The organism is Kitasatospora sp. NPDC004723 (assembly GCF_040609255.1).
In the GTDB taxonomy this organism is placed as follows: domain Bacteria; phylum Actinomycetota; class Actinomycetes; order Streptomycetales; family Streptomycetaceae; genus Kitasatospora.
The window spans coordinates 44,822-69,606 of record NZ_JBEXJT010000005.1 but is presented as its reverse complement, the minus strand read 5'-3'; the positions used below and the strand labels follow the sequence as shown (position 1 = coordinate 69,606).

The 24,785-nt window shown below is 73.5% G+C and carries 24 protein-coding genes; 17 read left to right on the top strand and 7 right to left on the bottom strand.

The features are described 5' to 3' along the window. Window positions 1-136: 136 nt before the first annotated feature. Entirely contained in the window at window positions 137-1,771 is a 1,635-nt protein-coding gene (locus ABZW10_RS08320) for an alkaline phosphatase D family protein (protein WP_355362095.1), read from the bottom strand. 190 nt (window positions 1,772-1,961) lie between these two features. Between ABZW10_RS08320 and ABZW10_RS08315 the strand changes: the two genes are divergently transcribed. From ABZW10_RS08315 to dnaE, 3 genes are all read left to right on the top strand, one after another. Next, complete coding sequence (locus ABZW10_RS08315) at window positions 1,962-2,546, top strand: dienelactone hydrolase family protein (RefSeq protein WP_355361672.1); 585 nt, start codon at window positions 1,962-1,964, stop codon at window positions 2,544-2,546. Window positions 2,547-2,623: 77 nt separating this feature from the next. After that, window positions 2,624-3,310 (top strand): hypothetical protein, encoded by a 687-nt coding sequence (locus ABZW10_RS08310; protein ID WP_355361670.1) that lies wholly within the window; start codon window positions 2,624-2,626, stop codon window positions 3,308-3,310. A gap of 160 nt (window positions 3,311-3,470) precedes the next feature. Then, entirely contained in the window at window positions 3,471-7,016 is a 3,546-nt protein-coding gene (gene dnaE / locus ABZW10_RS08305; protein WP_355361668.1) for a DNA polymerase III subunit alpha, read from the top strand. A gap of 44 nt (window positions 7,017-7,060) precedes the next feature. On the opposite strand, the gene ABZW10_RS08300 is transcribed toward dnaE, so the two are convergent. Next, window positions 7,061-7,948 carry a LysR family transcriptional regulator gene (locus tag ABZW10_RS08300; RefSeq protein ID WP_355361666.1) on the bottom strand — a complete coding sequence of 296 codons (888 nt, stop codon included), beginning with the start codon at window positions 7,946-7,948 and terminating at the stop codon, window positions 7,061-7,063. A gap of 72 nt (window positions 7,949-8,020) precedes the next feature. On the opposite strand from ABZW10_RS08300, the gene ABZW10_RS08295 reads away from it, so the two are divergent. From ABZW10_RS08295 to ABZW10_RS08270, 6 genes are all read left to right on the top strand, one after another. Then, window positions 8,021-8,911 (top strand): dihydrodipicolinate synthase family protein, encoded by an 891-nt coding sequence (locus ABZW10_RS08295; RefSeq protein WP_355361664.1) that lies wholly within the window; start codon window positions 8,021-8,023, stop codon window positions 8,909-8,911. A gap of 96 nt (window positions 8,912-9,007) precedes the next feature. Beyond that, window positions 9,008-10,036, top strand: coding sequence for an aspartate-semialdehyde dehydrogenase (locus ABZW10_RS08290; RefSeq protein WP_355361662.1), 1,029 nt, complete (start codon window positions 9,008-9,010; stop codon window positions 10,034-10,036). 238 nt (window positions 10,037-10,274) lie between these two features. Then, window positions 10,275-11,519: an NYN domain-containing protein gene (locus ABZW10_RS08285; RefSeq protein ID WP_355361660.1), complete on the top strand. Its 1,245-nt coding sequence runs from the start codon at window positions 10,275-10,277 to the stop codon at window positions 11,517-11,519. 83 nt (window positions 11,520-11,602) lie between these two features. Further along, window positions 11,603-12,601: an ABC transporter ATP-binding protein gene (locus ABZW10_RS08280; RefSeq protein WP_355361658.1), complete on the top strand. Its 999-nt coding sequence runs from the start codon at window positions 11,603-11,605 to the stop codon at window positions 12,599-12,601. Continuing rightward, on the top strand, window positions 12,598-13,410 hold the full coding sequence (locus tag ABZW10_RS08275) for an ABC transporter permease (protein WP_355361656.1): 813 nt from the start codon (window positions 12,598-12,600) through the stop codon (window positions 13,408-13,410). The genes ABZW10_RS08280 and ABZW10_RS08275 overlap by 4 nt, the downstream gene beginning before the upstream one ends. 84 nt (window positions 13,411-13,494) lie before the next feature. After that, window positions 13,495-14,262 carry a hypothetical protein gene (locus ABZW10_RS08270; RefSeq protein ID WP_355361654.1) on the top strand — a complete coding sequence of 256 codons (768 nt, stop codon included), beginning with the start codon at window positions 13,495-13,497 and terminating at the stop codon, window positions 14,260-14,262. A 23-nt stretch (window positions 14,263-14,285) separates the two neighbouring features. On the opposite strand, the gene ybaK is transcribed toward ABZW10_RS08270, so the two are convergent. The 3 genes from ybaK to ABZW10_RS08255 form a co-directional block, all read right to left on the bottom strand. After that, window positions 14,286-14,780 carry a Cys-tRNA(Pro) deacylase gene (gene ybaK, locus ABZW10_RS08265; RefSeq protein ID WP_355361652.1) on the bottom strand — a complete coding sequence of 165 codons (495 nt, stop codon included), beginning with the start codon at window positions 14,778-14,780 and terminating at the stop codon, window positions 14,286-14,288. A gap of 40 nt (window positions 14,781-14,820) precedes the next feature. Further along, the gene (locus ABZW10_RS08260) at window positions 14,821-15,549 is read right to left on the bottom strand and encodes an LON peptidase substrate-binding domain-containing protein (RefSeq protein WP_355361650.1); all 729 of its coding nucleotides are present in this window, start codon (window positions 15,547-15,549) and stop codon (window positions 14,821-14,823) included. A 65-nt stretch (window positions 15,550-15,614) separates the two neighbouring features. Then, window positions 15,615-17,195, bottom strand: a complete 1,581-nt coding sequence (locus tag ABZW10_RS08255; protein WP_355361648.1) for an oxidoreductase — start codon at window positions 17,193-17,195, stop codon at window positions 15,615-15,617. A 102-nt stretch (window positions 17,196-17,297) separates the two neighbouring features. Here ABZW10_RS08255 and hisD point away from each other — a divergent pair, with 102 nt between their 5' ends. The 8 genes from hisD to hisF are packed head-to-tail and all read left to right on the top strand — an operon-like array spanning window position 17,298 to window position 23,080. Beyond that, a complete protein-coding gene (gene hisD, locus ABZW10_RS08250) occupies window positions 17,298-18,605 on the top strand; it encodes a histidinol dehydrogenase (RefSeq protein ID WP_355361646.1) in 1,308 nt (435 codons plus the stop codon). After that, complete coding sequence (locus ABZW10_RS08245) at window positions 18,602-19,702, top strand: histidinol-phosphate transaminase (RefSeq protein WP_355361644.1); 1,101 nt, start codon at window positions 18,602-18,604, stop codon at window positions 19,700-19,702. The genes hisD and ABZW10_RS08245 overlap by 4 nt, the downstream gene beginning before the upstream one ends. Window positions 19,703-19,708: 6 nt before the next feature. Beyond that, the gene (gene hisB / locus ABZW10_RS08240; protein ID WP_355361642.1) at window positions 19,709-20,302 is read left to right on the top strand and encodes an imidazoleglycerol-phosphate dehydratase HisB; all 594 of its coding nucleotides are present in this window, start codon (window positions 19,709-19,711) and stop codon (window positions 20,300-20,302) included. Continuing rightward, window positions 20,299-20,451, top strand: coding sequence for a hypothetical protein (locus ABZW10_RS08235; RefSeq protein ID WP_344325680.1), 153 nt, complete (start codon window positions 20,299-20,301; stop codon window positions 20,449-20,451). The genes hisB and ABZW10_RS08235 overlap by 4 nt, the downstream gene beginning before the upstream one ends. 33 nt (window positions 20,452-20,484) lie before the next feature. Beyond that, entirely contained in the window at window positions 20,485-21,120 is a 636-nt protein-coding gene (gene hisH / locus ABZW10_RS08230; RefSeq protein ID WP_355361639.1) for an imidazole glycerol phosphate synthase subunit HisH, read from the top strand. 30 nt (window positions 21,121-21,150) lie between these two features. Next, on the top strand, window positions 21,151-21,876 hold the full coding sequence (priA, locus tag ABZW10_RS08225; RefSeq protein ID WP_355361637.1) for a bifunctional 1-(5-phosphoribosyl)-5-((5-phosphoribosylamino)methylideneamino)imidazole-4-carboxamide isomerase/phosphoribosylanthranilate isomerase PriA: 726 nt from the start codon (window positions 21,151-21,153) through the stop codon (window positions 21,874-21,876). Further along, a complete protein-coding gene (locus tag ABZW10_RS08220; RefSeq protein WP_355361635.1) occupies window positions 21,873-22,313 on the top strand; it encodes a Rid family hydrolase in 441 nt (146 codons plus the stop codon). The genes priA and ABZW10_RS08220 overlap by 4 nt, the downstream gene beginning before the upstream one ends. Continuing rightward, complete coding sequence (gene hisF / locus ABZW10_RS08215; RefSeq protein WP_355361633.1) at window positions 22,310-23,080, top strand: imidazole glycerol phosphate synthase subunit HisF; 771 nt, start codon at window positions 22,310-22,312, stop codon at window positions 23,078-23,080. Before ABZW10_RS08220 ends, hisF begins: the two co-directional genes overlap by 4 nt. On the opposite strand, the gene ABZW10_RS08210 is transcribed toward hisF, so the two are convergent. Together ABZW10_RS08210 and ABZW10_RS08205 are read right to left on the bottom strand one after the other, a co-directional pair. Then, window positions 23,040-23,843 carry a Crp/Fnr family transcriptional regulator gene (locus ABZW10_RS08210; protein ID WP_355361631.1) on the bottom strand — a complete coding sequence of 268 codons (804 nt, stop codon included), beginning with the start codon at window positions 23,841-23,843 and terminating at the stop codon, window positions 23,040-23,042. The genes hisF and ABZW10_RS08210 overlap by 41 nt on opposite strands. 76 nt (window positions 23,844-23,919) lie before the next feature. After that, window positions 23,920-24,705: a VOC family protein gene (locus tag ABZW10_RS08205; protein ID WP_355361629.1), complete on the bottom strand. Its 786-nt coding sequence runs from the start codon at window positions 24,703-24,705 to the stop codon at window positions 23,920-23,922. Window positions 24,706-24,785: the final 80 nt, after the last annotated feature.

The window sequence follows — 24,785 nt, the reverse complement described above, 5'->3', positions numbered from 1 at the left end:
GCGACAAGCGCACAGTGTGACGGAATGAATGCTCTGAGTGCGTCCGAATGATCGCCCGGACGAAGGAGGGCGGGCCCGGAAGCAGGGGCCCCGCCCTCCGGGGGCGGCCGGAGGGCGGGGTCTGGTGCGGTGGTGGCTACTTGACGGGGGAGTAGACCCGCTCGATCTGCTGGGTGCCGGACTTGGTGCGGTAGGAGCGCGTCCACTTGCTGGTCGCGTCCTTGCGGGTCCGGTCGGAGAGCACGTAGTAGTCCATCTGGGCCTGGGCGGGGGTGACCTCCAGTACGCCGTAGCCGTGCGAGTCCAGGTCGACCCACTTGACGTGCGGGTTGGCACCCTTGACCGCGGCGGCGGCGACCAGTGAGAGGGTCTGCGGCGCGACCTTGAGGAAGTCGTCGATGTTGTCCGAGGTGACCGAGGTGACCACGAACTCGGTGGCCGCGCTGCCCGACAGCGGGTAGGTGGCGGCCTCGTTCGGGACGTCCGAGGCCCAGGCCGAGTGGATGTCGCCGGTGAGGAAGACGGTGTTGGTGATCCCGTTCGCCTTGAGGTGGCCGAGCAGCTCGCGGCGGTCGTGGGTGTAGCCGTCCCACTGGTCGGTGTTGATCGCCAGGCCCTCGCCGGGCAGGCCGAGCAGCTTGGCCAGCGGGCGCAGCAGGTAGTCCGGCAGCGAGAAGAGCGCGACCGGGGAGATCATCACCTCGTTGCCGATCAGCCGCCAGGCGGTGTCGGAGGCGGAGAGGCCGGCCTTCAGCCAGTCCATCTGGGCGCGGCCGGTGATGGTGCGGTCGGCCGAGTCGACGTCGCCGTTGCCGACCTTGACCTGCTGGGAGCGGAACGAGCGCTGGTCCATCAGGTGCAGGTCGGCGAGCTTGCCGTAGCGCAGCCGGCGGTAGGTGGTGCCGGCGATGGACGGGCGGACCGGCATCCACTCGAAGTAGGCCTGCTTGGCGGCGGCGACCCGGGCCGCCCAGTCGCCCTCGGTGCCGGGGGTGTGGTTCTCGGCGCCGCCGGACCAGGCGTCGTTGGCGAACTCGTGGTCGTCCCAGATCGCGATGGTCGGGACCTGGGCGTGCAGCGCCTGGAGGTCCTCGTCCGTCTTGTACCGGCCGTGGCGGGTGCGGTAGTCGGCGAGGGTGAGGATCTCATGGGCGGGCGCGTGCGGGCGGACCACGGAGCCGGCGGCGCAGAACTCGCCGGTCTTGTACTCGTAGATGTAGTCGCCGAGGAAGAGGAAGGCGTCGAGGTCGCCGCGGGCCGCCAGGTGGCGGTAGGCGGAGAAGTAGCCGGCCTCCCAGTTGGCGCAGGACGCCACGCCGAAGCGGAGCCGGTCGAGGGCGGCGTCGGTGGCCGGGGTGGTGTGGGTGCGGCCGGCCGGGGAGGTGGTGGCGCCGGCGGTGAAGCGGTACCAGTAGGCGGTGTCCGGGGTGAGGCCGCGGACGTCGACCTTGACGGTGTGGTCGGTATCGGCGGAGGTGGTCACGGTGCCGCTCGCCGCGATCCGGGTGAAGCCCTTGTCGGCGGCGAGCTCCCAGCGGACCTCGGTGTCGGCGCCCAGGCCGGAGCCGGGGGCGGCCTCGGGGGCCGGGGTGACGCGGGTCCAGAGCAGGATCCCGTCGGGCAGCGGGTCGCCCGAGGCGACGCCGTGCAGGAACTGGGGCGCGGCGGCGGCGTGGGCCGCGGCGCCGAGGGTCAGCGGCAGGGCGGCGGCGCCCGCGACGACGGCGGTGGCCTTGAGCACCTGGCGACGGTGCGGGCGGGCGGAGGTCATGTCATTGACAAGGTCGGTCACGGCGACAGGCTACCCGTGGGTAACGATGTGTTCCATATGACGAACTGACTGTTTGTCGGTGATTCACCGGTGCGTGACGTCCCGCCATCCCGCCGGGTGGGCGCGGCCACCTGGCGGCCATGAGCGATGATGGGGAGGTTCCCCGCCCGCTGCAAGGAAGTTCCCCGACGTGGCCCAGATCCTGCTCCTGCACTCCGCGTACGGCCTGCGCCCTGCCGTCCACGCCGCCGCCGACCGCCTGCGCGACGCCGGCCACACCGTGCACGCCCCCGACCTCTACGACGGCCGGACCTTCGACGACGTCGAGGAGGGCATGGCGTACAAGGAGGAGCTGGGCAGCGACGAACTGCTGCGCCGGGCCGTGGGCGCGGCTGCCCCGCTGCTGACCTCGGGTGCCGCCCTGGTCTACGCCGGCTTCTCGCTCGGCGGCTCGCTCGCCCAGAACCTCGCCCTCGCCGACGAGAACGCGCGCGGCCTGCTCCTCCTGCACGGCACCTCCGACATCCGCGAGGACGCGACGACCGCCGTCCCCGTCCAGCTGCACGTGGCCGAGCCGGACCCGTTCGAGCCGGAGGACTGGCTGAACGCCTGGTACCTCAACATGCGCAGGGCCGGCGCCGACGTCGAGATCCACCGCTACCACGGCGCCGGCCACCTCTTCACCGACCCGGACCTCCCGGACCACGACGCCGAGGCGGCCGAGCGCACCTGGGCCGTGGCCCTGGACTTCCTCGCCGAGCTGGACGCCGCGTAGTCCTGCTGCTCCGCCCGGTCCCCGGCGCGGGAAGTCGGCCCGGCCGACCTCCCGCGCCGTCGGGGCAGGATGGGGCCGTGACGAGGATGAGTGACGGGCGGTACGCGCCGGCGGGGTCGTTGATCGGGATGGTGCAGCGGGGGCGCGGGCTGGGGGCGCGCATGGTGGCGGAGGATCCGCGCGGGGCCGCCGAGGTGGTGGCGGGGTGCGTCCGGTGGGACTGGCGGTGGGACGACGCCGATCAGCGGGCGGTGTACCTGGCGCGGCTGGTGAGGGACACGGGGATCGGGGCCGCGCCGGTGGAGCCGGTGCCCGGTGGGCGGCGGCACGAGACGCACGGGGCGGGGGAAGCGGCGGAGGGGGACGTCGAGGCACTGGTGGGGCGCCTGGAGCGGGAGTGGGTGGAGCGCCGGTGGTGCGGGCCGGTGCACACGGCGCGGGCGTTGGCCGGGTTCGGGGTGCGGGCACGCGGCGCGGCGTCGCTGCTCAGGCGGTTCTGGCTGTGGACGCCGCACTCGCACGAGCGGGTGGGGTACCTGGCGGCGCTGGCGGTCATCGAGCCGGCCGGGCTGGACGGGACCTACCTGGAGTGCCTCTGGGACTGCGAGGAGGACGCCCGGCTGCTGGGGGTGGAGCGGGCCCCGGACGGGGCGGAGGTGCGGGAACGGCTGCGGTACCTGGAGCGCGACGAGCTGGAGGGGGAGGCGGTCCGGACGGCCGCCCGGGAGAGGCTGCTGCGGTGCCGGTCCGCTCGCGGTGAGTGAGTGCGGGAGAGGGGCGGGAGCGGGCTAGAGTGGGAGCGTGAACGCGTGAGTGATGGTCCGGGCCCGGCAGTGGCTCGGACCTCATCCATTTCCGGGCACCTTCTGTGACCTGCGCGTTCGCCGGCCCACCTGCCTGCACCGAGCCTACGGAGGCCCCGCCTTGAGCGATCAGCCGTTCGCGCATCTGCACGTCCACACCGAGTACTCGATGCTGGACGGTGCCGCCCGGCTGAAGCAGATGTTCAAGGAGGTCGAACGGCTGGGGCAGACCCATGTCGCGATGACCGACCACGGCAACATGTACGGTGCGGCCGAGTTCCACCGGCAGGCCACCGCCGCCGGCATCACCCCGGTGATCGGCATCGAGGCGTACGTCGCCCCGGAGGCACGCTCCAACACCAAGCGCATCCTGTGGGGCCAGCCGCACCAGAAGAAGGACGACGTCTCGGCGTCCGGCGCCTACACCCACAAGACCATCTGGGCCCGGAACAAGGAGGGCCTGCACAACCTCTTCAAGCTGACCTCGCGCTCGTACTCCGAGGGCTGGCTGGTCAAGTGGCCGCGGATGGACAAGGAGCTGATCTCCGAGCTGTCCGGCGGCCTGATGGCCACCACCGGCTGCCCCTCCGGCGAGCTGCAGACCCGGCTGCGCCTCGGCCAGTTCGACGAGGCGCTGCGGTCCGCCGCCGAGTACCAGGAGATCTTCGGCAAGGAGAACTACTTCCTGGAGCTGATGGACCACGGTCTCGACATCGAGAAGCGGGTCCGCGACGGGCTGATCGAGATCGGGAAGAAGCTCGGCATCCCGCCGGTCGTCACCAACGACTCGCACTACACCACCGAGGCCGACGCCGGCGCCCACGACCTGCTGCTCTGCGTGCAGACCGGCAAGAACCTCTCCGACCCGGACCGCTTCCGGTTCGACGGCACCGGCTACTACATCAAGTCGGCCGCCGAGATGTACGCCCTGGACCAGTCGGACGCCTGGCAGGAGGGCTGCCGCAACAGCCAGCTGCTGGTGGCCTCCCGGGTCGACACCGAGGGCATGTTCAAGTTCCGCAACCTGATGCCGCGCTTCCCGATCCCGGAGGGCTTCGAGTCCGAGGCGGACTTCTTCAAGTCCAAGGTCTGGGAGGGCATGGACTGGCGCTTCCCGGGCGGGTACGACGAGGAGCACAAGAAGCTCGCCGAGTACGAGATGGACACCATCATCCAGATGGGGTTCCCGGCGTACTTCCTCGTGGTCGCCGACTTCATCATGTGGGCGAAGAGCCAGGGCATCGCGGTGGGGCCGGGCCGTGGTTCGGCGGCCGGCTCGCTGGTCGCGTACGCCATGGGCATCACCGACCTCGACCCGATCCCGCACGGTCTGATCTTCGAGCGCTTCCTCAACCCCGAGCGCATCTCCATGCCCGATGTCGACATCGACTTCGACGAGCGCCGGCGCGGTGACGTGATCCGGTACGTGACGGAGAAGTGGGGATCCGACAAGGTCGCCATGATCGTCACGTACGGCACCATCAAGGCGAAGGCCGCCATCAAGGACTCCTCGCGCGTCCTCGGCTACCCGTACGCGATGGGCGACCGGATCACCAAGGCGATGCCGCCGGACGTCATGGGCAAGGGCATCCCGCTGTCCGGCATCACCGACAGCAGCCACCCGCGCTACAGCGAGGCCGGCGAGATCCGCGGGCTCTACGAGACCGACCCCGACGTGCGCAAGGTGATCGACACCGCGCGCGGCATCGAGGGCCTGATCCGCCAGCCCGGGGTGCACGCGGCCGGCGTCATCATGTCCGCCGAGCCGCTGACCGACCACATCCCGGTCTGGACCCGGCACACCGACGGCGTCACCATCACGCAGTTCGACTACCCCACCTGTGAGGGCCTCGGCCTTCTCAAGATGGACTTCCTCGGCCTGCGCAACCTGACGATCATGGACGACGCCGTCAAGGCGATCGAGAAGAACAAGGGCATCAAGATCGATCTTCTTGAGCTGCCCCTGGACGACAAGCCGACCTACGAACTGCTGGCGCGCGGTGACACGCTCGGCGTCTTCCAGCTCGACGGCGGCCCCATGCGCTCGCTGCTGCGCCTGATGAAGCCCGACAACTTCGAAGACATCTCGGCGGTCCTGGCGCTGTACCGGCCGGGTCCGATGGGCGTCAACTCGCACACCAACTACGCGCTGCGCAAGAACGGGCAGCAGGAGATCACCCCGATCCACCCGGAGCTGGAGAAGCCCCTGGAGGAGGTGCTCAGGCCCACCTACGGCCTGATCGTCTACCAGGAGCAGGTGCAGAAGGCCGCGCAGATCCTGGCCGGCTACTCGCTGGGCCAGGCCGACCTGCTGCGCCGCGCCATGGGCAAGAAGAAGAAGGAGATCCTGGAGGCCGAGTTCGTCCCGTTCCAGAAGGGCTGCCGGGAGCGCGGCTACTCGGACGCGGCGATCCAGGCGGTGTGGGACGTCCTGGTCCCCTTCTCCGGCTACGCGTTCAACAAGGCGCACACGGCGGGCTACGGGCTCGTCTCCTACTGGACGGCGTACCTCAAGGCCAACTACCCGGCCGAGTACATGTCCGGCCTGCTCACCTCGGTCAAGGACGACAAGGACAAGTCGGCCGTCTACCTCAACGAGTGCCGGAAGATGGGCATCAACGTCCTGCCGCCGGACGTCAACGAGTCGGACGCGGACTTCACCCCGCACGGTGACACCACCGTCCGGTTCGGCCTGACCGCCATCCGCAACGTCGGCGGCCCGGTCGTCGAGTCGATGATCCGGACCCGGAAGACCAAGGGGAAGTTCTCCTCCTTCCCGGACTTCCTGGAGAAGGTGGAGTCGGTGGTCTGCAACAAGCGGACCGTCGAATCGCTGATCAAGGCCGGTTCGTTCGACTCGCTCGGCCACACCCGCAAGGGCCTGACCGCGCAGTTCGAGCCGATGATCGACAACGTCGTCGGCATCAAGCGCAAGGAGGCCGAGGGGCAGTTCGACCTCTTCGGCGGCGATACGACCAGCGACGAGCCGAGCTTCGGCCTGGACGTGGTGTTCTCCGAGGACGAGTGGGAGAAGTCCTTCCTGCTCACCCAGGAGCGGGAGATGCTCGGCCTGTACGTCTCCTCGCACCCGCTGCACGGCATCGAGCACGTGCTCGCCGACAAGGCGGACTGCGCGGTCGCGGACCTCGCCGAACGGCCGGACGGGACGATCATCACCATCGGCGGCATCATCTCGGGCCTCCAGCGGAAGATGACCAAGCAGGGCAACGCCTGGGCGATCGCGACGGTCGAGGACCTCGCGGGCTCGATCGACTGCATGTTCTTCCCGGCCAGCTACCAGCTGGTCTCCTCGCAGCTGGTCGAGGACACGGTGGTGTTCGTGCGCGGCAAGCTGGACAAGCGCGAGGACGTGCCCCGGCTGATGGGCATGGAGCTCACCGTCCCGGACCTGTCGAACGCGCACGCCGAGGCACCGATCATCATCAACATCCCGAGCGGGAAGGTGACGCCCCCGCTGGTGGCGCGGCTCGGCGAGGTGCTGAGCAGCCACCGGGGGACGACCGAGGTGCGGGTCCGGCTGGAGGCGCGCAGCAAGACGACGGTGCTGCGGCTCGACCGGCACCGGGTGAAGTCGGATCCGGCGCTGTTCGGGGACCTGAAGCAGCTGCTCGGCCCGAGCTGCCTGGCGGGCAACGGGGCGGCGTAGGCCTTCGGGGCGCCCGTGCCCGGCCGGGCACGGGCGCCCCCCGGCTACGCGGAGTTGCGCAGCGGGGCCGGTACGGCGGTGTGCAGGGCGGAGACGAAGGCGGAGATCGCGGGGTGGGCGCCGGCGCCGGCGCGGAACGCGGTGCGGGTGCGGCGGTACATCGGCAGCCGGGTGAGGACGACCCCCGGCGGCGGCCGGTCGATGCCGAGGTGCGGGACCAGCGCCACCCCCTGACCGGCCGCCACCAGGGCGAGCACGGTGGCGAAGTCGTCGATCTGGTGGCGGATCCGGGGTGCGAAGCCCGCGCTCTCGCAGGCCCGGACGGCCATGCTGTGGCACAGGGTGCCCGGCGGGGCGAGGATCCAGGGTTCGGCGCGCTGGTCGGCGACGGTGCCGGGGACGCGGGCCGCCAGGTACATCGGCTCGGTGAAGATCGGCCGGGTCACCGCCAGCCCGGGCTCCGGGTCGGCGGGCACCAGGTCGTACTCGTGCACCAGCGCCACGTCCAGCTCGCCCGCGCGCAGCGCCGCCGCGACCTCGGCCGGGTCGACCTCGGTGACCATCGGCTCCAGCCCCGGGTGCCAGCCGGCGAGTTCGGCGAGCACGGCGGGGATGATCGCGCGGGCCGCCGACGGGTAGGTGCCGATCCGCAGCGGGCCGGCCAGGCCGTCGCGGGCGTGGGCCAGCTCGGCGTCCGCCTGCTCCAGCCGTTCGAGCACGGCCTCGGCGTGCCGGACCAGGTTGCGTCCGGCGGGGGTGAGGGTGACCCGGCGGCCGGTGCGTTCCAGCAGCGGGACGCCGGCCTCCTTCTCCAGCACGGACAGCTGCTGGGACACCGCCGAAGGGCTGAAGCTGAGCGCCTCGGCGACGGCGGCGATGGTGCCGAGGTGGGCGAGTTCGCGCAGCAGGCGCAGGCGTCGGACATCGAGCATCGGCTCAGCTTACGAGAAGCTTCGGAAACGTGAACTGGACCTGTGGGATCGGCGGGCCGCAGGATCGTGGGCATGGAACTCAAGGGCATTTTCGTCCCGCTGGTCACGCCGTTCGCGGCCGACGGCTCGGTGGCGCTGGACGCGCTGGAGAAGCTGGCCGGCTCGGTGCTGGACGACGGTGCGGCCGGGCTGGTCGCGCTCGGCACCACCGGCGAGCCGGCCGCGCTGAGCGCGGACGAGCGGCGCGCGGTCACCGAGGTCTGTGCGGCGGTCTGCGCCGAGCGCGGGGTGCCGCTGCTGGTCGGCGCGGGCGGGCCGGGCACCGCCGCGGCGGCCGAGGAGCTGGCCGGACTGGCGGCCCGGGTGCCGGGGGTGGCGGGGGCACTGGTGGCCGTGCCGTCCTTCGTCCGGCCGGGCGAGGCCGGGACGGTCGCGCACTTCCGGGCGCTGGCCGAGGCTGGTTCGGTGCCGCTGGTCGTCTACCACATCCCGTACCGCACCGGGCAGGCGCTGTCGGCCGCCGCGCTGCTGGAGCTGGCCGCGCTGCCGAACGTGGCGGGCGTCAAGTACGCGACGGGCGGGGTGGACCAGGCGGCGGTGGAGCTGCTGGCCGCCGCGCCGGCCGGGTTCTCGGTGCTGGGCGGGGACGACGCCGTGCTCGCGCCGCTGCTGGCGCTCGGTGCGGACGGCGGCATCCTGGCCTCCGCGCACCTGGCGACCGCGCGCTTCGTCGAGCTGGTCGAGGCCTGGCGGGCCGGGGACGTGGCGCGCGCCCGGGCGCTGGGTCACCGGCTGACCGGACTGGCGGTGGCGGCCTTCGCCGCGCCGAACCCGGCGGTGGTCAAGGGCGTGCTGCACGCGCAGGGGCGGATCCCGACGCCGGACGTCCGGCTGCCGCTGCTGCCGGCCGGACCGGCGGAGGTCGCGCGGGCGCTGGAACTCCTCAGTGGTCTGGACCACTGAGGACCACAGGATGGAATGCCGGGCCGCCCGGTGCCGGTGACAAGGCATGATGGGCGGAGTGCGGCTGTGAGTTGCAAGATCAAGAGGAGTAGTCGGATGAAGATCGGCATTGTCGGGGCCACCGGCCAGGTCGGCGGCGTGGTCCGCGAGATCCTGGCGGAGCGCAACCTCCCGGTGGAGCAGCTGCGGCTGTTCGCCTCGGCCCGCTCGGCCGGGCGCACGCTGCCCTGGCAGGGCACCGAGGTCACCGTCGAGGACGCGGCCACGGCCGACTACACCGGCCTGGACATCGTGATCTTCTCGGCCGGCGGTGCCACCTCCAAGGCGCTCGCCCCCAAGGTCGCCGCCGCCGGTGCCGTTGTGATCGACAACTCCTCCGCCTGGCGCCGCGACCCCGAGGTCCCGCTGGTCGTCTCCGAGGTCAACCCCGAGGCGATCGCCGACCGCCCCAAGGGCATCATCGCCAACCCGAACTGCACCACCATGGCCGCCATGCCGGTGCTGCGCCCGCTGCACGAGGAGGCCGGCCTCGCCGCCCTCGTCGTCTCCACCTACCAGGCCGTCTCCGGCAGCGGCGTGGCCGGCGTCGCCGAGCTGCAGGACCAGGCCGCCAAGGTCGTGGACGGTGCCGCCGCGCTCGCCCACGACGGCTCGGCCGTCGAGTTCCCCGAGCCCAAGGTCTACCAGCGGCCGATCGCCTTCAACGTGGTGCCGTTGGCCGGCTCCATCGTCGAGGACGGCTCCAACGAGACCGACGAGGAGCAGAAGCTCCGCCACGAGAGCCGCAAGATCCTCGGCATCCCCGAGCTCAAGGTGGCCGGCACCTGCGTGCGCGTCCCGGTCTTCTCCGGCCACTCGCTGCAGATCAACGCCCGCTTCGAGCGCCCGATCAGCCCCGAGCGCGCGGTCGAGCTGCTGGCCGGCGCCCCCGGCGTCGAGCTGAGCGACATCCCCACCCCGCTCCAGGCCGCCGGTCAGGACCCGAGCTACGTCGGCCGGATCCGCGTCGACGAGACGGTGGAGAACGGCCTGTCGCTGTTCGTCTCCAACGACAACCTGCGCAAGGGCGCCGCGCTCAACGCCGTCCAGCTGGCCGAGCTGGTCGCCGCCGAACTCAACGGCTGAGCCGCCGCGCACCATGTGAGGGCCCCCGTCCTGGACGGGGGCCCTCGGCGTCGGTGCCGGGAAAGCGCCGGACGGCCGGGGTTCGGCGGGCGGATCCGGGGGAAAAAGGTGACCCAACGATCGGGCGGCTGCGGGCACCCCTCACCCCATCCCGCCCGGACCCGGGCGCACCGCGCCCGTCCCGGCCTCGTCGGTCCCGGCGGGGCCCCACCCGAGGGCGAGCGGAAAGAGGTGCGCGATGGACCGCTGTGTCGTCCTGGTGGACGCCGGATACCTGCTGGGCGCCGCCGCGAGCCTGCTCGCCGGTGACCCCTCCCGTTCCAAGGTCACCGTCGACCACACCGCGCTGATCGCCGCCCTGCGCGAGCGCGCCGAGGCCGAGACCGGCCTGCCGCTGCTGCGGATCTACTGGTTCGACGCCGCACCGGAACGCCGCCCGATGCCCGAGCACCGGCGGCTGCGCGTGCTGCCCCGGGTCACCGTGCGGCTCGGCGCGCTCACCCGGGCCGAGGGCCGCTGGGTGCAGAAGGGCGTCGACGCCGCGATGCACGCCGAACTCTCCGAACTCGCCCGCAACCGGGCCTGCGCCGACATCGTGCTGATCACCGGCGACGGCGACCTGCTGCCCGGCATGATGTCCGCCAAGGAGCACGGCGTCGTCGTCCACCTCTGGGCGCTGCAGGCCGCCGACGGCGACTTCAACCAGTCCGAGGACCTCGTCGGCGAGGCCGACGAACGCCGGGTGCTGGACCGCGAGTGGATCGAGGGCTCGTTCAGCCTGCGCGACACCTCCAGCGTCTTCCCCGGCCCCGGCGCCCGGCACGACATCGCCAAGATCCTCGCCGCGCCGCCCGCCGCGCCCCCCGCCACCCTGCCGGGCCCGCTGCCCGCGGCCCAGCTGCCCGGCCGCCCCGCCGAGGACGAGCCGGCCGCCGTGGCGGCCCCCGCCGCCAACGGGCGCCCGCAGCCGGCCGCCGCCGGACTCAAGATCGTCCCCACCCCCAAGGACCTCGCCGGACGAAGCGCCGACCGGCAGGCCGCCGCCGACCGGCAGCAGGCCGGCCCGGTGCTGCGCTGGTCCTCCGACCGCGGGTGGATCGAGCGGCCCGCCGCCGAGCCCGCCGTCACCGCCGGCGACGGCCTGCCCACCCTGGCCCAGCTCACCACCGCCGAACAGCGCTGGGCCGACCGCGAGGAGGACATCACCTCCATCGGCGGCGACGCCCACGAGGTCGGCCAGGTCTTCGCCCGCCGCTGGACCGGCCGGATGGGTGACGTCGAACGGCTCACCGTCCTGTGGCCCGGCTACCCGCGCATCCCGCACCGGGTCGACGGCGAGCTGCTGCGCTACGCCGCCCGCTTCGGGCTGCTCGCGCACAAGGACGACCAGATCGACGAGCACGACCGGTACGCGATCCGGGCGGGCTTCTGGAAGGAGCTCGCCGCCAGGGTCCCCGGCGGTGACCTGGTCGTCGACGACTGACCGGCCCGAGGCGGCCCCCGAGGGCGCCGCGGGCGGGGCCCCGTTGTCCGGTTCGCCCGTTGCACCGCGTAGAGTCTCCGGTCGTGAGTGAGACGGCCGGGCGGGCACCCCAGGAGACCTCGCCGTGCTGCGCCGTACGCGACCTGGTCCGGACGTACCGTGCCGGGCGCGGCGCCTCGGCCACCGCGATCCGGGCCAACGACGGCATCACCCTGACCGTCCGCCAGGGGGAGATCTTCGGCCTGCTCGGGCCCAACGGCGCCGGCAAGTCCACCCTGGTCCGCCAGCTCACCGGCCTGCTGCGGCCCGACTCCGGCAGCATCGAGATCCTCGGCCACGACGTGGTCCGGCACCCCGAACGGGCCGCCCGGCTGCTCGGCTACCTCGGCCAGGAGTCCAGTGCGCTCGACGAGCTGACCGTCGCCCTCGCCGCCGAGACCACCGGGCGGCTGCGCGGTCTGAGCCGGGCCGCGGCCCGCGCCGCCGCCGACGAGGTGATCGCCGAACTCGCCCTGGAACCGCTCGCCCACCGGCCGCTCGCCAAGCTCTCCGGCGGCCAGCGCCGGCTCGCCTGCTTCGCCGCCACCCTGGTCGGCGACCGGCCGCTGCTGGTCCTCGACGAGCCCACCACCGGCATGGACCCGGTCGCCCGGCGGGCCGTCTGGTCCGCGGTCGAACGCCGCCGGGCCGAGCGCTCCGCCACCGTGCTGCTGGTCACCCACAACGTGATCGAGGCGGAGACCGTGCTGGACCGGGTCGCCGTGGTCGACGACGGCCGGGTGATCGCCTGCGACACCCCCGGCGGCCTCAAGGCGCTGGTCGACGGCGACGTCCGGCTCGACCTGGTCTGGCGCGACGAGGCGCCGCTGGGCGTCCCCGCGGTGGCGGCGCTCGCCGAACGGGCCGAGCGCACCGGCCGCCGCTGGACCGTCCGCACCACCCCCGAGCAGGCCCGCGAACTGGTCGCCGCCGTCACCACCGGCCCGGCCTTCGCCGCCCTGGACGACTTCACCCTGGCCACCCCGAGCCTTGAGGACGCCTACCTCAAGCTGGGCGGCCGCCACGGAGGACTGGCCAAGTGACGCTGCTCTCGGCACCGGCGCGCACCACCCCGGACACGGCCGGCGGGCCCGCCCCGCTCGCGCCCGCCGCCCGGATGCTGCCCGCCCTCGCGGCCGTCTACCGGGCGCAGCTCGCGCGGGCCCGGGTGGCGCGGATCCCGCTGCTGTTCGTGGCCACCTTCCAGTCGCTCGGCATCCTGGTGATGATGCGGGGCGTCGTCGACTCCGGGCAGACCTCGGCCGCCCGGTACGTGGTGTCCGGCTCCAGCGTGCTGGTGGTCGCCTTCGTGGCGCTCAACCTGCTCGCCCAGTACTTCGGCCGGCTGCGGGCCAGCGGCGGGCTGGACCACTACGCGACGCTGCCGGTGCCGGCCGCCTCGGTGGTGCTCGGCGCGGCTGCGGCCTTCGCCTCGTTCACCCTGCCCGGGACGCTCGTCACGGCGGGGGTCGGCGCGGTGATGTTCGGGCTGCCGCTCGGGCAGCTGTGGGTGCTGCTCGCGGTGGTGCCGCTGGCCGGGGCGGCGCTCTCCGGGCTCGGGGCGGCCTGCGGGCTGCTCGCGCCCAAGCAGGAGATCGCCACCATGCTCGGGCAGCTCGGCATGTCGGCGGCGCTGCTGCTCGGCGTGCTGCCGGTGGACAACCTGCCGCAGCCGGTGCTCTGGCTGCGCGACCTGTTGCCGTCCACCTACGCGGTGGAGGCCTTCGCCCGGACGTTCCGGCCGTCACCGGACTGGGCGGCGGTGGCCGGGGACCTCGCGGTGTGCGCGGGGGTGGGCGTGGTCTCGCTGGCCGTCGCCACCTGGGCGTACCGGCGGGCGACCCGGCGGTAGCCGGCCGGCGCCCGGCCGGGGTCCGGTCGTCCGGTCGGTGGGTGGCCGGGTCGCGGGGGCGTCGACCGTGAAACGATGGGGGGTGTGACCGTACCGAACACACCTCCGGATCCCGCGCGCGCCGACGGCTCCGATGCCGTGGCGGACGCCGTGCCCGCGGACGCCGTGCCCGCTCCGTACGCCGCGCCCGATCCGCAGGCCGCGCGCGATCCGTACGCGCTGCCGCCGGGGCTGGACCTGGTGGCCGGCAAGCCGCAGCCGGCGGAGCCGCTCACCCAGCGGCTGCTGCCCGAGCTGAGGATCGGGGCGGCCACGGTGCTGGCCTGTCTGGTGCTGGGGGTCGTGATGGGCGTGCTGTGGGCCTGGCTGGCGCCCAAGGTGCCGCTGGTCGTGGACGGCAACAAGATCCTCTACGCCGACCCGGAGGGCGAGCAGCGGGCCGGGGCCGACAGCGTGTTCGTGCTGATCGGGCTGGGGATGGGGATCCTGACGGCGCTGGGCGCGTTCCTGGTCAGCCGGAAGCGCGGTGGCGGGATCTCGGTGGCGGTCGGGCTGGCGGTCGGTGGGCTGCTGGCGTCGGTCGGTGCGTGGGGGCTCGGGCGGTGGCTCGGGCCGGGCCGCGACCTGGTCGCGGAGGCGCGGCGGGTCGGGAACGGCGGGCACTTCCAGGCGGACATCGACCTCGGGGCGTACGGGGCGGTGCTGGCGTGGCCGATGGCGGCGATGGTGCTGCTGCTGGCGCTGTCGGCGGCGTTCGGGAAGCGCGAGGAGGACCCGCCGCCGTACTGGGTGCCGGGGCCTGCGGCCGTGGACGCGGGGGTTCCGTCGGCGGAGGAGCGGCGGGAGGGCTGAGGCGTGCCGCCCGCGGCCTCGGGTCAGTGGGCGATGGGGGCGGTGCGGGCGTCGGTGAGGGCGACGAGGTGGGTGGGGGAGAGCTCGACCTCCAGGCCGCGGCGGCCGGCGGAGACGTACACGGTGGGGTGGGTGAGCGCGCTGGCGTCGACGACGGTGCGCAGCGGGCGGCGCTGGCCGAGCGGGGAGATGCCGCCGAGGACGTAGCCGCTGCTGCGTTCGGCGGCGGCCGGGTCGGCCATCGCGGCGCGCTTGCCGCCGACCGCCGCGGCCAGCGCCTTGAGGTCGAGCCGGCCGGCGACCGGGACGACGCCGACGGTGAGGACACCGTCGACGTCGGCGACCAGGGTCTTGAAGACCCGCTCGGCCGGCACGCCGAGCGCCCCGGCGGCCTCGCCGCCGTAGGAGGCGGCGGCCGGGTCGTGCTCGTAGGAGTGCACGGTGAACGGCACGGCGGCGGCCTCCAGGGCGACCGTCGCGGGTGTGCCCTGGCCGCCCTTCTTCGGCTTCTTGGCCACGGGGGCTCCTCAATCGGTGGGGGGCAAGCGGTGGGCCCGGTCAGTTGGGGCTGAAGGACTGGCGGGTGAGGTTGACGGCGGGCAGCGAGGGCAGCCAGCTGAGCACCGCCGTCTCGCGGCGCAGCAGTTCGAGCTCGGTGCGCAGCCGCTGGGCGTTGTCGGGGCAGGCGAGCAGCTGCTGCTTGAGCGGGACCTCCAGGACGGCGGCCGCGGCGACCAGGTAGGACAGCACCTGCGGGTCGTCGGGCAGTTCCTGGCGGCCGACGGTGCTGGCCTCGCGGGCCCCGGCGAGCCGGCGCTGGTAGGTGCGGAAGATCCGTTCGACCTCGGCGGCCAGCGCGCCGGAGCCCTCGCCGGCGCGTTCCTCGATGGGTTCGAGCTCGCCGACGAGGTACGGGCCGCCGACGTCGACGGACCGGAGCCAGAACCGGGTGGTCCCGGTGACCAGCAGCTCGTACCGGCCGTCCGGCTGCGGCTGGACGGAGGTGACGTCGGCGACGCAGCCGATGTGGTGGAGCGCCTCCAAGGGGTCGCCGGTGGCGGTGCCGAGGCCGTCCAGCGGGCCGGCCGGGCCGTCCTCGGGGCGGACCGGGGCGACCTCGCGGCCGTCCTTGATGGCGAGCACGCCGAAACGGCGCGGCTGTTCCTCGGGTTGCTCCAGCAGGTCGGCGACCAGACGGCGGTAGCGCTCCTCGAAGACGTTCAGGGGCATCACCAGGCCCGGGTAGAGCACGGTGTTCAGCGGGAAGAGCGGAAGCCGTTCTGTCACGGCGGACAGCGTAGTTCCCCGGACCCGCCGGGCCGTCACGGCCCTGGCGGCGGGCCCTCGCCGGCTCACCCGCGCTGGAGCATCCGGCTGGCGCCGGCGGCGACCGTGGTGGCGAGCACCCAGCCGACCACGACCAGGCCGGAGGAGACCCACTGGGCGGTGCCGCCGGGGTTCCAGCCGGCCTGGCCGAGGTCGACGACCGGCAGCAGCTGGCCGAGCGCGTACAGCACCGGGTTCCAGTGCGGGCGCTCGTCGGCCTTGAGCGGCTGGAGCGCGTGGGTGGCGAAGTAGAGGCTGCCGAGCGCCCAGGCGAGCAGCAGCCAGAGCGCGGCGCGGCCGGGGCGGAAGCCGTAGCCGACGGTGACGTCCTGGACCCGGCCCCAGATCCGGGCCGGTAGCGGCAGGGTCTGCCGGCGGCGGCGCTGCTTGGCGTAGAGCACCTCGCGGGCGTCGTCGTCGGCGCCGTCGCGGCGCAGCGCGGCGGCGAGCTGCTCGTAGGACTCGGGCTGGAACTCCACGGAGGAACGTTCCAGCCAGCCGATGCGCTGCCGGACGGGGAACGGCACGGCCGGGCGCAGGCACTCGTAGGTGAACCCGGTGAGCCCGACCGATCCCTCCTGCGGCCAGGAGCCGGGGGCGTCGACCAGGTTGCCGATCCGGGCCCGGGACAGCGAGACGGCGCCGCCGTCCGGGAAGCGGCAGGTGAAGCGCAGTTCCGGGGTCTGGATCCGGCGCAGGGTCACCTCGTCGCCGTCGACCAGGTGGAACTCGGCGTCGGAGAGCAGGCAGGCGTTCTCGAAGCGGCCGTCGGAGAGCCGGACCTGGCCGAAGGCGCGGAACGGCGTGCTCGGCGCGTCCGGCGGCGGGACCTCGCCGTACCCGGAGCCGTAGTAGGTCTGGGACCCGTACCAGCCGCCGTCGGCCGAGCCGCTCAGGTACAGGGTGTGGCCGACGGTGAGCCGCACCGCGTTGAGGGCGTTGCGGTTGCCCGGTACGGCGCGCAGCTGGGCGCCGCGCAGCGAGAGCCGGCCGCCGATCCGGGCGGTGCGCAGGCTGACCTCGCCGTGGGTCTCCAGCCGGTCGGCCTCGCAGTCCTGGCTGACCGCGATGCCGTCGGCGGACAGCGCCCGGCCGAACCGGTCGCCGCCCAGAGTGGCCTGGTTGATCAGCAGGTCGGTGCCGATCCGGGCGTCGGTGAGCCGTACGCCCTGGCGGATCCGGCAGCGGGCCAGGTGCAGGTCCCCGGAGGTCGCCAGCCGGGAGGCCTCCAGCCGGGGGATGAGGCAGTTGATGAAGCGCAGGGTGCCGGCCTCGGCCTCGGAGATCAGGATCTTCTGGTCGAAGCGGCAGTCGTGCAGCTCGACGTAGTGGCCGATGGTGCCGCCGGCCAGGTCGAGCGGACCGGTGACCAGGACGCCGGTCAGCTTGAGCGAGGCGACCCGGCCGGGGACCGCGGCAGGCCCGTCCAGCAGCAGCCGGGCGAGCACCCGGGCGCGGACCGTCCGCTCCGGGCCCCAGACGGCCTCGCCGAACGGGTCGTCCTCGGCGGCCTCGCCGCTGCGCAGGTCGTGGATCCGGCCGAGCCGGAACGCCTGCCAGAGTGCCTGTTCGGCGGCCGTCCAGTCGTCCGGTGCCCGATCCGTCACGGTTGCCCCCCGATTCCCCGGCCTCCCCCGGCCGTCTCGCTCTTCGTATCACGGACTGAAATGCGGGACCGGCGGTTCCGGCCACTCCTTACACTGGGTGGCGTGATCTCTCGAATCGATCTGCGCGGCTCGCTCGACGACCCGCGCCACCTGCTGCCCCGTGCCGACTTCGACGTCGCGGCCGCCCTGGAGAAGGTGCGTCCGATCGCCGAGGACGTGCATCATCGCGGAGTCGCGGCGCTGATCGAGATCACCGAACGCTTCGACGGCGTGCGGCTGGAGTCCACCCGGGTCCCGGCCGAGCAGATCTCGCAGGCGCTGGAGGAGCTGGACCCGAAGGTGCGCGCCGCGCTGGAGGAGTCGATCCGCCGCGCCCGCATCGTGCACGCGGACCAGCGCCGCGAGGGGCACACCACCCAGGTGGTGCCGGGCGGCACGGTGACCCAGCGCTGGGTGCCGGTGGACCGGGTCGGGCTCTACGTGCCCGGCGGGCTGGCGGTCTACCCGTCCTCCGTTGTGATGAACGTGGTGCCGGCCCAGGAGGCGGGCGTGCGCGGCATCGCGGTGACCTCGCCGCCGCAGAAGGCCTTCGGCGGCCGGGTGCACCCGGCCATCCTGGCGGCCTGCGCGCTGCTCGGCGTCACCGAGGTGTACGCGGTCGGCGGTGCCCAGGCGGTCGCCATGTTCGCGCTGGGCACCGAGGAGTGCGAGCCGGTGAACGTGGTCACCGGCCCCGGCAACATCTACGTGGCCGCCGCGAAGCGCTACTTCGCCGGGCGGATCGGCATCGACTCCGAGGCCGGCCCGACCGAGATCGCCGTCCTCGCCGACGACAGCGCCGACCCGGTGGACGTCGCCGCCGACCTGATCAGCCAGGCCGAGCACGGCCCGACCTCGGGCTCGGTGCTGGTCACCGACTCGGTGGCGCTCGCCGAGGCGGTCGAGGCCGAGCTGAAGACCCAGGTCGCCCGCACCCGGCACAGCGAGCGGGTGGCCGAGGCGCTGGGCGGCCGGCAGTCCGGCATCATCCTGGTCGACGACCTGGAGCAGGGCCTGGCCGTGGTCAACGCCTACGCGGCCGAGCACCTGGAGATCCAGACCCGCGACCCGCACGCGGTCGCGGCGAAGGTGCGCAACGCGGGCGCGATCTTCCTCGGCCGGTTCACCCCGGTCTCGCTGGGCGACTACGCGGCCGGCTCCAACCACGTGCTGCCCACCGGCGGCTGCGCCTGCCACTCCTCGGGCCTGTCCGTGCAGACCTTCCTGCGCGGCGTGCAGGTCGTCGAGTACGACCGCGAGGCGCTGGCCGGCATCGCCGAGCACGTCGTCAACCTGGCGAACGCCGAGGACCTGCCCGGTCACGGCGACGCGATCAAGGCCCGATTCGAGTGGACGGTTCCCGGCACGTGACCACGATCGACGACCTTCCCGTCCGGGACGAGCTGCGCGGCCAGTCGCCCTACGGCGCCCCGCAGCTCGACGTCCCGGTCCAGCTGAACACCAACGAGAACCCGTACCCGCTCCCCGAGGAGCTGGTCGCCCGGATCGCCGAGCGGGTCGCCGAGGCCGCCCGGAACCTCAACCGCTACCCCGACCGCGACGCGGTCGAGCTGCGCGAGGGCCTGGCGGCGTACCTCACCCGCACCACCGGCCACGCCGTCGCCCGGGAGAACGTCTGGGCCGCCAACGGCTCCAACGAGGTGCTCCAGCAGCTGCTGCAGACCTTCGGCGGCCCCGGCCGCACCGCGCTCGGCTTCGAGCCCTCGTACTCGATGCACGCGCTGATCTCCCGGGGCACCGGCACCGGCTGGATCTCCGGCCCGCGCAACGCCGACTTCACCATCGACCTGGACGCCGCCGTCGCGGCGATCGCCGAGCACCGCCCGCACGTGGTGTTCGTCTGCTCGCCGAACAACCCGACCGGCACCGCCGTCGACGCCGACACCGTGCTGCGGCTGTACGAGGCCGCGCAGGCCGCCCGGCCCAGCCTGGTGGTGGTCGACGAGGCGTACGTCGAGTTCTCGTACCGCGACTCGCTGCTGCCGCTGATCGAGGGCCGCCCCAACCTGGTCGTCTCCCGCACCATGTCCAAGGCCTTCGGCGCGGCCGGGCTGCGCCTGGGCTACCTGGCCGCCGACCCGGCGGTGGTGGACGCGGTGCAGCTGGTCCGGCTGCCGTACCACCTGTCGGCCGTCACCCAGGCCACCGCGCTGGCCTGCCTGGAGCACACCGACACCCTGCTCGGCTACGTCGGCCGGCTCAAGGCCGAGCGCGACCGGCTGGTCGAGGCGCTGCGCGGGCTCGGTCTGGAGGTGACCGACTCGGACGCCAACTTCGTCCAGTTCGGCCGCTTCGCCGACACCCACGCCGTCTGGCGGGCCATCCTCGACCACGGCGTCCTGGTCCGTGACAACGGCGTCCCCGGATGGCTGCGCGTCACCGCCGGCACCCCCGCTGAGAACGACGCCTTCCTGGACGCCGTCCGACTTGTGATCAAGGAGCTGTAACCCCGAATGACCCGCATCGGACGCGTCGAGCGCACCACCAAGGAGACCTCCGTCCTGGTCGAGATAGACCTGGACGGCACCGGCAAGACCGACATCTCCACGGGCGTCGGCTTCTACGACCACATGCTCGACCAGCTCGGGCGCCACGGCCTCTTCGACCTCACCGTGAAGACCGACGGCGACCTGCACATCGACACCCACCACACCATCGAGGACACCGCCCTCGCGCTCGGCGCCGCCTTCCGGCAGGCGCTCGGCGACAAGGTCGGCATCTACCGGTTCGGCAACTGCACCGTGCCGCTGGACGAGTCGCTCGCCCAGGTGACCGTCGACCTCTCCGGCCGCCCCTACCTGGTGCACACCGAGCCGGAGAAGATGGCGCCGATGATCGGCACCTACGACACCACCATGACCCGGCACATCCTGGAGTCCTTCGTGGCCCAGGCCCAGATCGCCCTGCACGTCCACGTGCCGTACGGTCGCAACGCGCACCACATCGTGGAGTGCCAGTTCAAGGCGCTGGCCCGGGCCCTGCGCTACGCCGCCGAGCGCGACCCGCGCGCGGCCGGCATCCTCCCGTCGACCAAGGGTGCGCTGTGAGCAACTCCGCGATGATCCTCATCTTCGTCGGGCTCTTCCTGGCCGGCGGCGTCATCTCGTTCTGGAAGCAGAAGCACTCCAAGGGCGTCATCCTCGTGCTCGCCCTGGGCTCGCTGATGTGCCTGGGCTCGGGCCTCATGCGCCTGTAACCGTCGAGCGAACGAAAGACTGGACACCTGAACATGGGCAAGAACGTCGTGGTGCTCGACTACGGCTCGGGCAACCTCCGCTCGGCGCAGCGCGCCCTGGAGCGGACCGGGGCGAACGTCACCGTCACCTCCGACTACCAGGCCGCGATGGACGCCGACGGCCTGCTGGTGCCCGGCGTCGGCGCCTTCGAGGCCTGCATGCGCGGGCTGAGGTCGGTCCGCGGGGACTGGATCATCGGGCGCCGGCTGGCCGGCGGCCGGCCGGTCATGGGCATCTGCGTGGGCATGCAGATCCTCTTCGAGAAGGGCGTCGAGCACGGCGTGGAGAGCGCCGGCTGCGACGAGTGGCCGGGCACCGTGGAGCCGCTGGAGGCGCCGGTCGTGCCGCACATGGGCTGGAACACCGTGGACGCCCCCGAGGGCAGCCGGATGTTCGCCGGCCTGGACGCGGACACCCGCTTCTACTTCGTCCACTCCTACGGGGTGCGCAGCTGGGAGCTGGAGGCGCACAGCGCGCGGATCAACCCGCCGCTGGTCACCTGGGCCACCCACGGGCAGCCGTTCGTCGCGGCCGTCGAGAACGGTCCGCTGTGGGCCACCCAGTTCCACCCCGAGAAGTCCGGCGACGCCGGCGCCGCGCTGCTGACCAACTGGGTCAGCACCCTCTGAACCCTTCGACGACGGAAGAGTTGTAACACCATGAGTCGCCTTGAACTGCTGCCCGCCGTCGACGTCCGGGACGGCCAGGCCGTCCGCCTGGTCAAGGGCGCCTCCGGCACCGAGACCTCCTTCGGCGAGCCGCTCGCCGCCGCCCTCGCCTGGCAGGACGCCGGCGCCGAGTGGCTGCACCTGGTCGACCTCGACGCCGCCTTCGGCACCGGCTCCAACCGGGACCTGGTGCGCGAGATCACCGGCAGCCTGGACATCAAGGTCGAGCTGTCCGGCGGCATCCGCGACGACGCCTCGCTGGCCGCCGCGCTGGCCACCGGCTGCACCCGGGTCAACCTCGGCACCGCCGCCCTGGAGAGCCCCGAGTGGGTCGCCAAGGTCATCGCCGAGCACGGTGACAGGATCGCCGTCGGCCTGGACGTGGTCGGCACCACCCTGCGCGGCCGCGGCTGGACCAGCGACGGCGGCCAGCTGTTCGACGTGCTGGCCCGCCTGGACGCCGAGGGCTGCGCCCGCTACGTGGTCACCGACGTCAACCGGGACGGCACCCTGACCGGCCCCAACCTGCAGCTGCTGCGCGACGTGTGCGCCGCCACCGACAAGCCGGTGGTCGCCTCCGGCGGCGTCTCCTCGCTGGACGACCTGCGGGCCATCGCCGGCCTGGTCGGCGAGGGAGTCGAGGGCGCCATCGTGGGCAAGGCACTCTACGAGCAGAAGTTCACCCTCGGAGAGGCGTTGGAGGCGGTTTCGGGATGACGGAACGTCGGATCGTGCGCGGCCGGCTCGGCGGCTTCTCCGTCTGGGAGGAGACCTTCGGCGCGTCGCAGGCGGTCGCCGCCGGGGACCATGTGCACGTCGCCGGCGCCCGGCCGCTGGTGGACGGCGTGCTGCACGGTGAGGGCGACCCCTACGAGCAGGCCCGGACCGCCTTCGGCAACGCGCTGGAGGCCCTGGCCGCGTACGGTCTGACGGCGGACGACGTGGTCCGCACCCGGGTGTACCTCACCCACGCCCGCGACATCGACGCGGCGGGCCGCGCCCACCAGGAGCTCTTCGGCGCGGTGCGCCCGGCGGCCGCCGTCGTGGTGGTGCAGAGCCTGGTCGACTCGCGGATGCTCGCCGAGGTCGAACTCGACGCCCACCGCGCCGGACTCGCCGCAACCCTGGAAGCTCTGGAAGGCAATCAGCCGTGACCCTCGCAGTACGTGTCATCCCCTGCCTGGACGTCGACGCCGGCCGCGTGGTCAAGGGCGTCAACTTCCAGAACCTCCGCGACGCCGGGGACCCGGTCGAGATGGCCAAGCTCTACGACGCCGAGGGCGCCGACGAGCTGACCTTCCTCGACATCACGGCCTCCTCCGGCGACCGCGAGACCACCTACGACGTGGTCCGCCGCACCGCCGAGCAGGTCTTCATCCCGCTCACCGTCGGCGGCGGCATCCGCGCCGTCGAGGACGTCGACAAGCTGCTGCGGGCCGGCGCCGACAAGATCGGCGTCAACACCGCCGCCATCGCCCGCCCCGAGCTGGTCCGGGAGATCGCCCAGCGGTTCGGCCGCCAGGTGCTGGTGCTCTCGGTCGACGCCCGGCGCTGCCCCGAGGGCACCGAGACCGCCTCGGGCTTCGAGGTCACCACGCACGGCGGCCGCCAGGGCACCGGGCTGGACGCCGTCGAGTGGGCCGGGCGCGCCGCCGAGCTGGGCGCGGGCGAGATCCTGCTCAACTCGATGGACGCCGACGGCACCAAGGACGGCTACGACCTGGAGCTGATCCGGGCCGTGCGCAAGACCGTGTCGGTGCCGGTGATCGCCTCCGGCGGGGCCGGGAAGCTCGCCGACTTCGCCCCGGCGGTGGAGGCGGGCGCGGACGCGGTGCTGGCCGCCAGCGTCTTCCACTTCGGCGACCTGCGGATCGGCGAGGTCAAGAACGCGCTGCGGGAGGCCGGGCACCCGGTCCGCTGAGGTCCGGGCCGACGTCCGGGCCGAGGCCCGCGCCGACGCCCGCCCGTCCGTCGGCCAGCTCCAGCAGGCCGGGCAGCGACAGGACGACGGTGCTGCGCCGGCCCAGCCGGATCAGGCCGCGATCGGCCAGCTCGTGCAGGGCGTGGTGGACCCGGCGCTCGCCGGCGCCGGTCAGGGCGGCCAGCTCCGCCTGGGTCAGCCGGGGGCGGACGGTGATGCCGACGCCGCGCGGGCCGACGGTGCCGTAGCGCCGGGCCAGGTCGGCGAGATGGCGGGCGAGCCGGTGCAGCACCGGCTCGGAGGCGAGGCCGACCAGCCGGCGGGTGGTGGTCCGGCCGCGGTGCACCAGGCAGCGGCTCAGCGCGAGGCCGGCCGGGGCGTGGCCGCCGAGCCAGTGCAGCCAGTCGGGCTGGGAGATCCGGCGCGCGGTGACCGGTCCGGCCGCGGTCACGGTCGCTGAGCGGGGCTGCCCGTCGAGGGCGGCGGCCTCGCCGACCACGTCGCCGAACGCCCGGACGTCCAGCAGGGCGGTCGCGCCCGCGGTGTCCTCGACGGTGGCCTTGGCGAAGCCGGTGAGCAGCAGCAGGACGAAGCCGCCGAGGTCCCGGTCCAGGATCAGGGTCTCGCCGTGGCCGTGCGCGCGCCGGGTGCCCAGCCGCAGGACGGCCCGCTCGGCGGCGAGCGCGGCGGGGGAGCCGTCACGGCGCAGCTCGGCCAGCAGGGTGCCCTCGGGCCAGCCCCCGTCCGGTTGCGTTCGCTGCACGGCCGCACCCCCTGCGCTGCTCGCCCGCTCGCGAGGCTAGCGCAGGGGGTGCGGGGGCGGAAGCGCCGGAAGGCGGTCAGGACTCCTTCGGCGGCTCGCCCTTGATCAGGGCGAACGGGGCGCCGAACGGGTCGGCGAGCCAGGCGATCCGGCCGACGTCCGGGACGCTCTCCGGACCCATCAGCACGGTGGCGCCGGCACCGGTGGCCCGGGCGACCACGCCGTCCACGTCGGCGGCACCGAAGTACGGCGTCCAGCTCGGCGGCTGGGCCTCGCCCATCACCGGGGCGAGGCCGCCGAACGCGGTGCCCCGCAGGTCGCCCTCGGCGGGGGAGAGCACCTTGTACGTCATGCCGGGGGCGGGGAAGTCCTCGGAGCGCCAGCCGAAGACCTTCCGGTAGAAGGCGAAGCCCGCGTCGACGTCACTGGTGTGCAGTTCGGCCCAGATCAGCGCGCCGTCCTCGGAGACGACGTCCAGGCCGGTCACCGTGCCGGGCTGCCAGACCGCGAAGTCGGCGCCCTGCGGGTCGGTCAGCTGGGCCATCCGCCCGGCGTCCATCACGTCGAAGGCCGGGACCCGGACGGTGCCGCCGGCCTGCGCGACGGCCTTGCCGGTGGCCTCGGCGTCGGGCGTGCGGAAGTACGTCGTCCAGGCCGAGTGCGCGCCCTCCTCGGTGAGCGGGCCGACGGCCGCGGCCGTCTTCCCGTTCAGCTGGAGGAAGCCGTAACCGCCGGCCTCCGGGCCGGCGGACCGGAAGGTCCAGCCGAAGACCGTCCCGTAGAAGGTGGCGGCGGCGGCCGGGTCCGGGCTGCCGAGGTCGATCCAGCAGGGGGAGCCGGCGGGGAAGTCGGTGGTGAGCATGGTGTCGCGTCCCTTCGGGGAGAGGGAGACGGAAACGACGGGCGGGGGCCGGGCGGCGGCCCGCCCCGGCCTCTGCCATC

Coding starts and splice junctions, on each gene's coding strand:
- ABZW10_RS08320 (WP_355362095.1), bottom strand. CDS start 1,771: ATGACCTCCGCCCGCCCGCACCGTCGCCAGGTGCTCAAGGCCACCGCC.
- ABZW10_RS08300 (WP_355361666.1), bottom strand. CDS start 7,948: ATGCTCGATGTCCGACGCCTGCGCCTGCTGCGCGAACTCGCCCACCTC.
- ABZW10_RS08295 (WP_355361664.1), top strand. CDS start 8,021: ATGGAACTCAAGGGCATTTTCGTCCCGCTGGTCACGCCGTTCGCGGCC.
- ABZW10_RS08290 (WP_355361662.1), top strand. CDS start 9,008: ATGAAGATCGGCATTGTCGGGGCCACCGGCCAGGTCGGCGGCGTGGTC.
- ABZW10_RS08285 (WP_355361660.1), top strand. CDS start 10,275: ATGGACCGCTGTGTCGTCCTGGTGGACGCCGGATACCTGCTGGGCGCC.
- hisB (WP_355361642.1), top strand. CDS start 19,709: ATGACCCGCATCGGACGCGTCGAGCGCACCACCAAGGAGACCTCCGTC.
- hisH (WP_355361639.1), top strand. CDS start 20,485: ATGGGCAAGAACGTCGTGGTGCTCGACTACGGCTCGGGCAACCTCCGC.
- priA (WP_355361637.1), top strand. CDS start 21,151: ATGAGTCGCCTTGAACTGCTGCCCGCCGTCGACGTCCGGGACGGCCAG.
- ABZW10_RS08220 (WP_355361635.1), top strand. CDS start 21,873: ATGACGGAACGTCGGATCGTGCGCGGCCGGCTCGGCGGCTTCTCCGTC.
- ABZW10_RS08205 (WP_355361629.1), bottom strand. CDS start 24,705: ATGCTCACCACCGACTTCCCCGCCGGCTCCCCCTGCTGGATCGACCTC.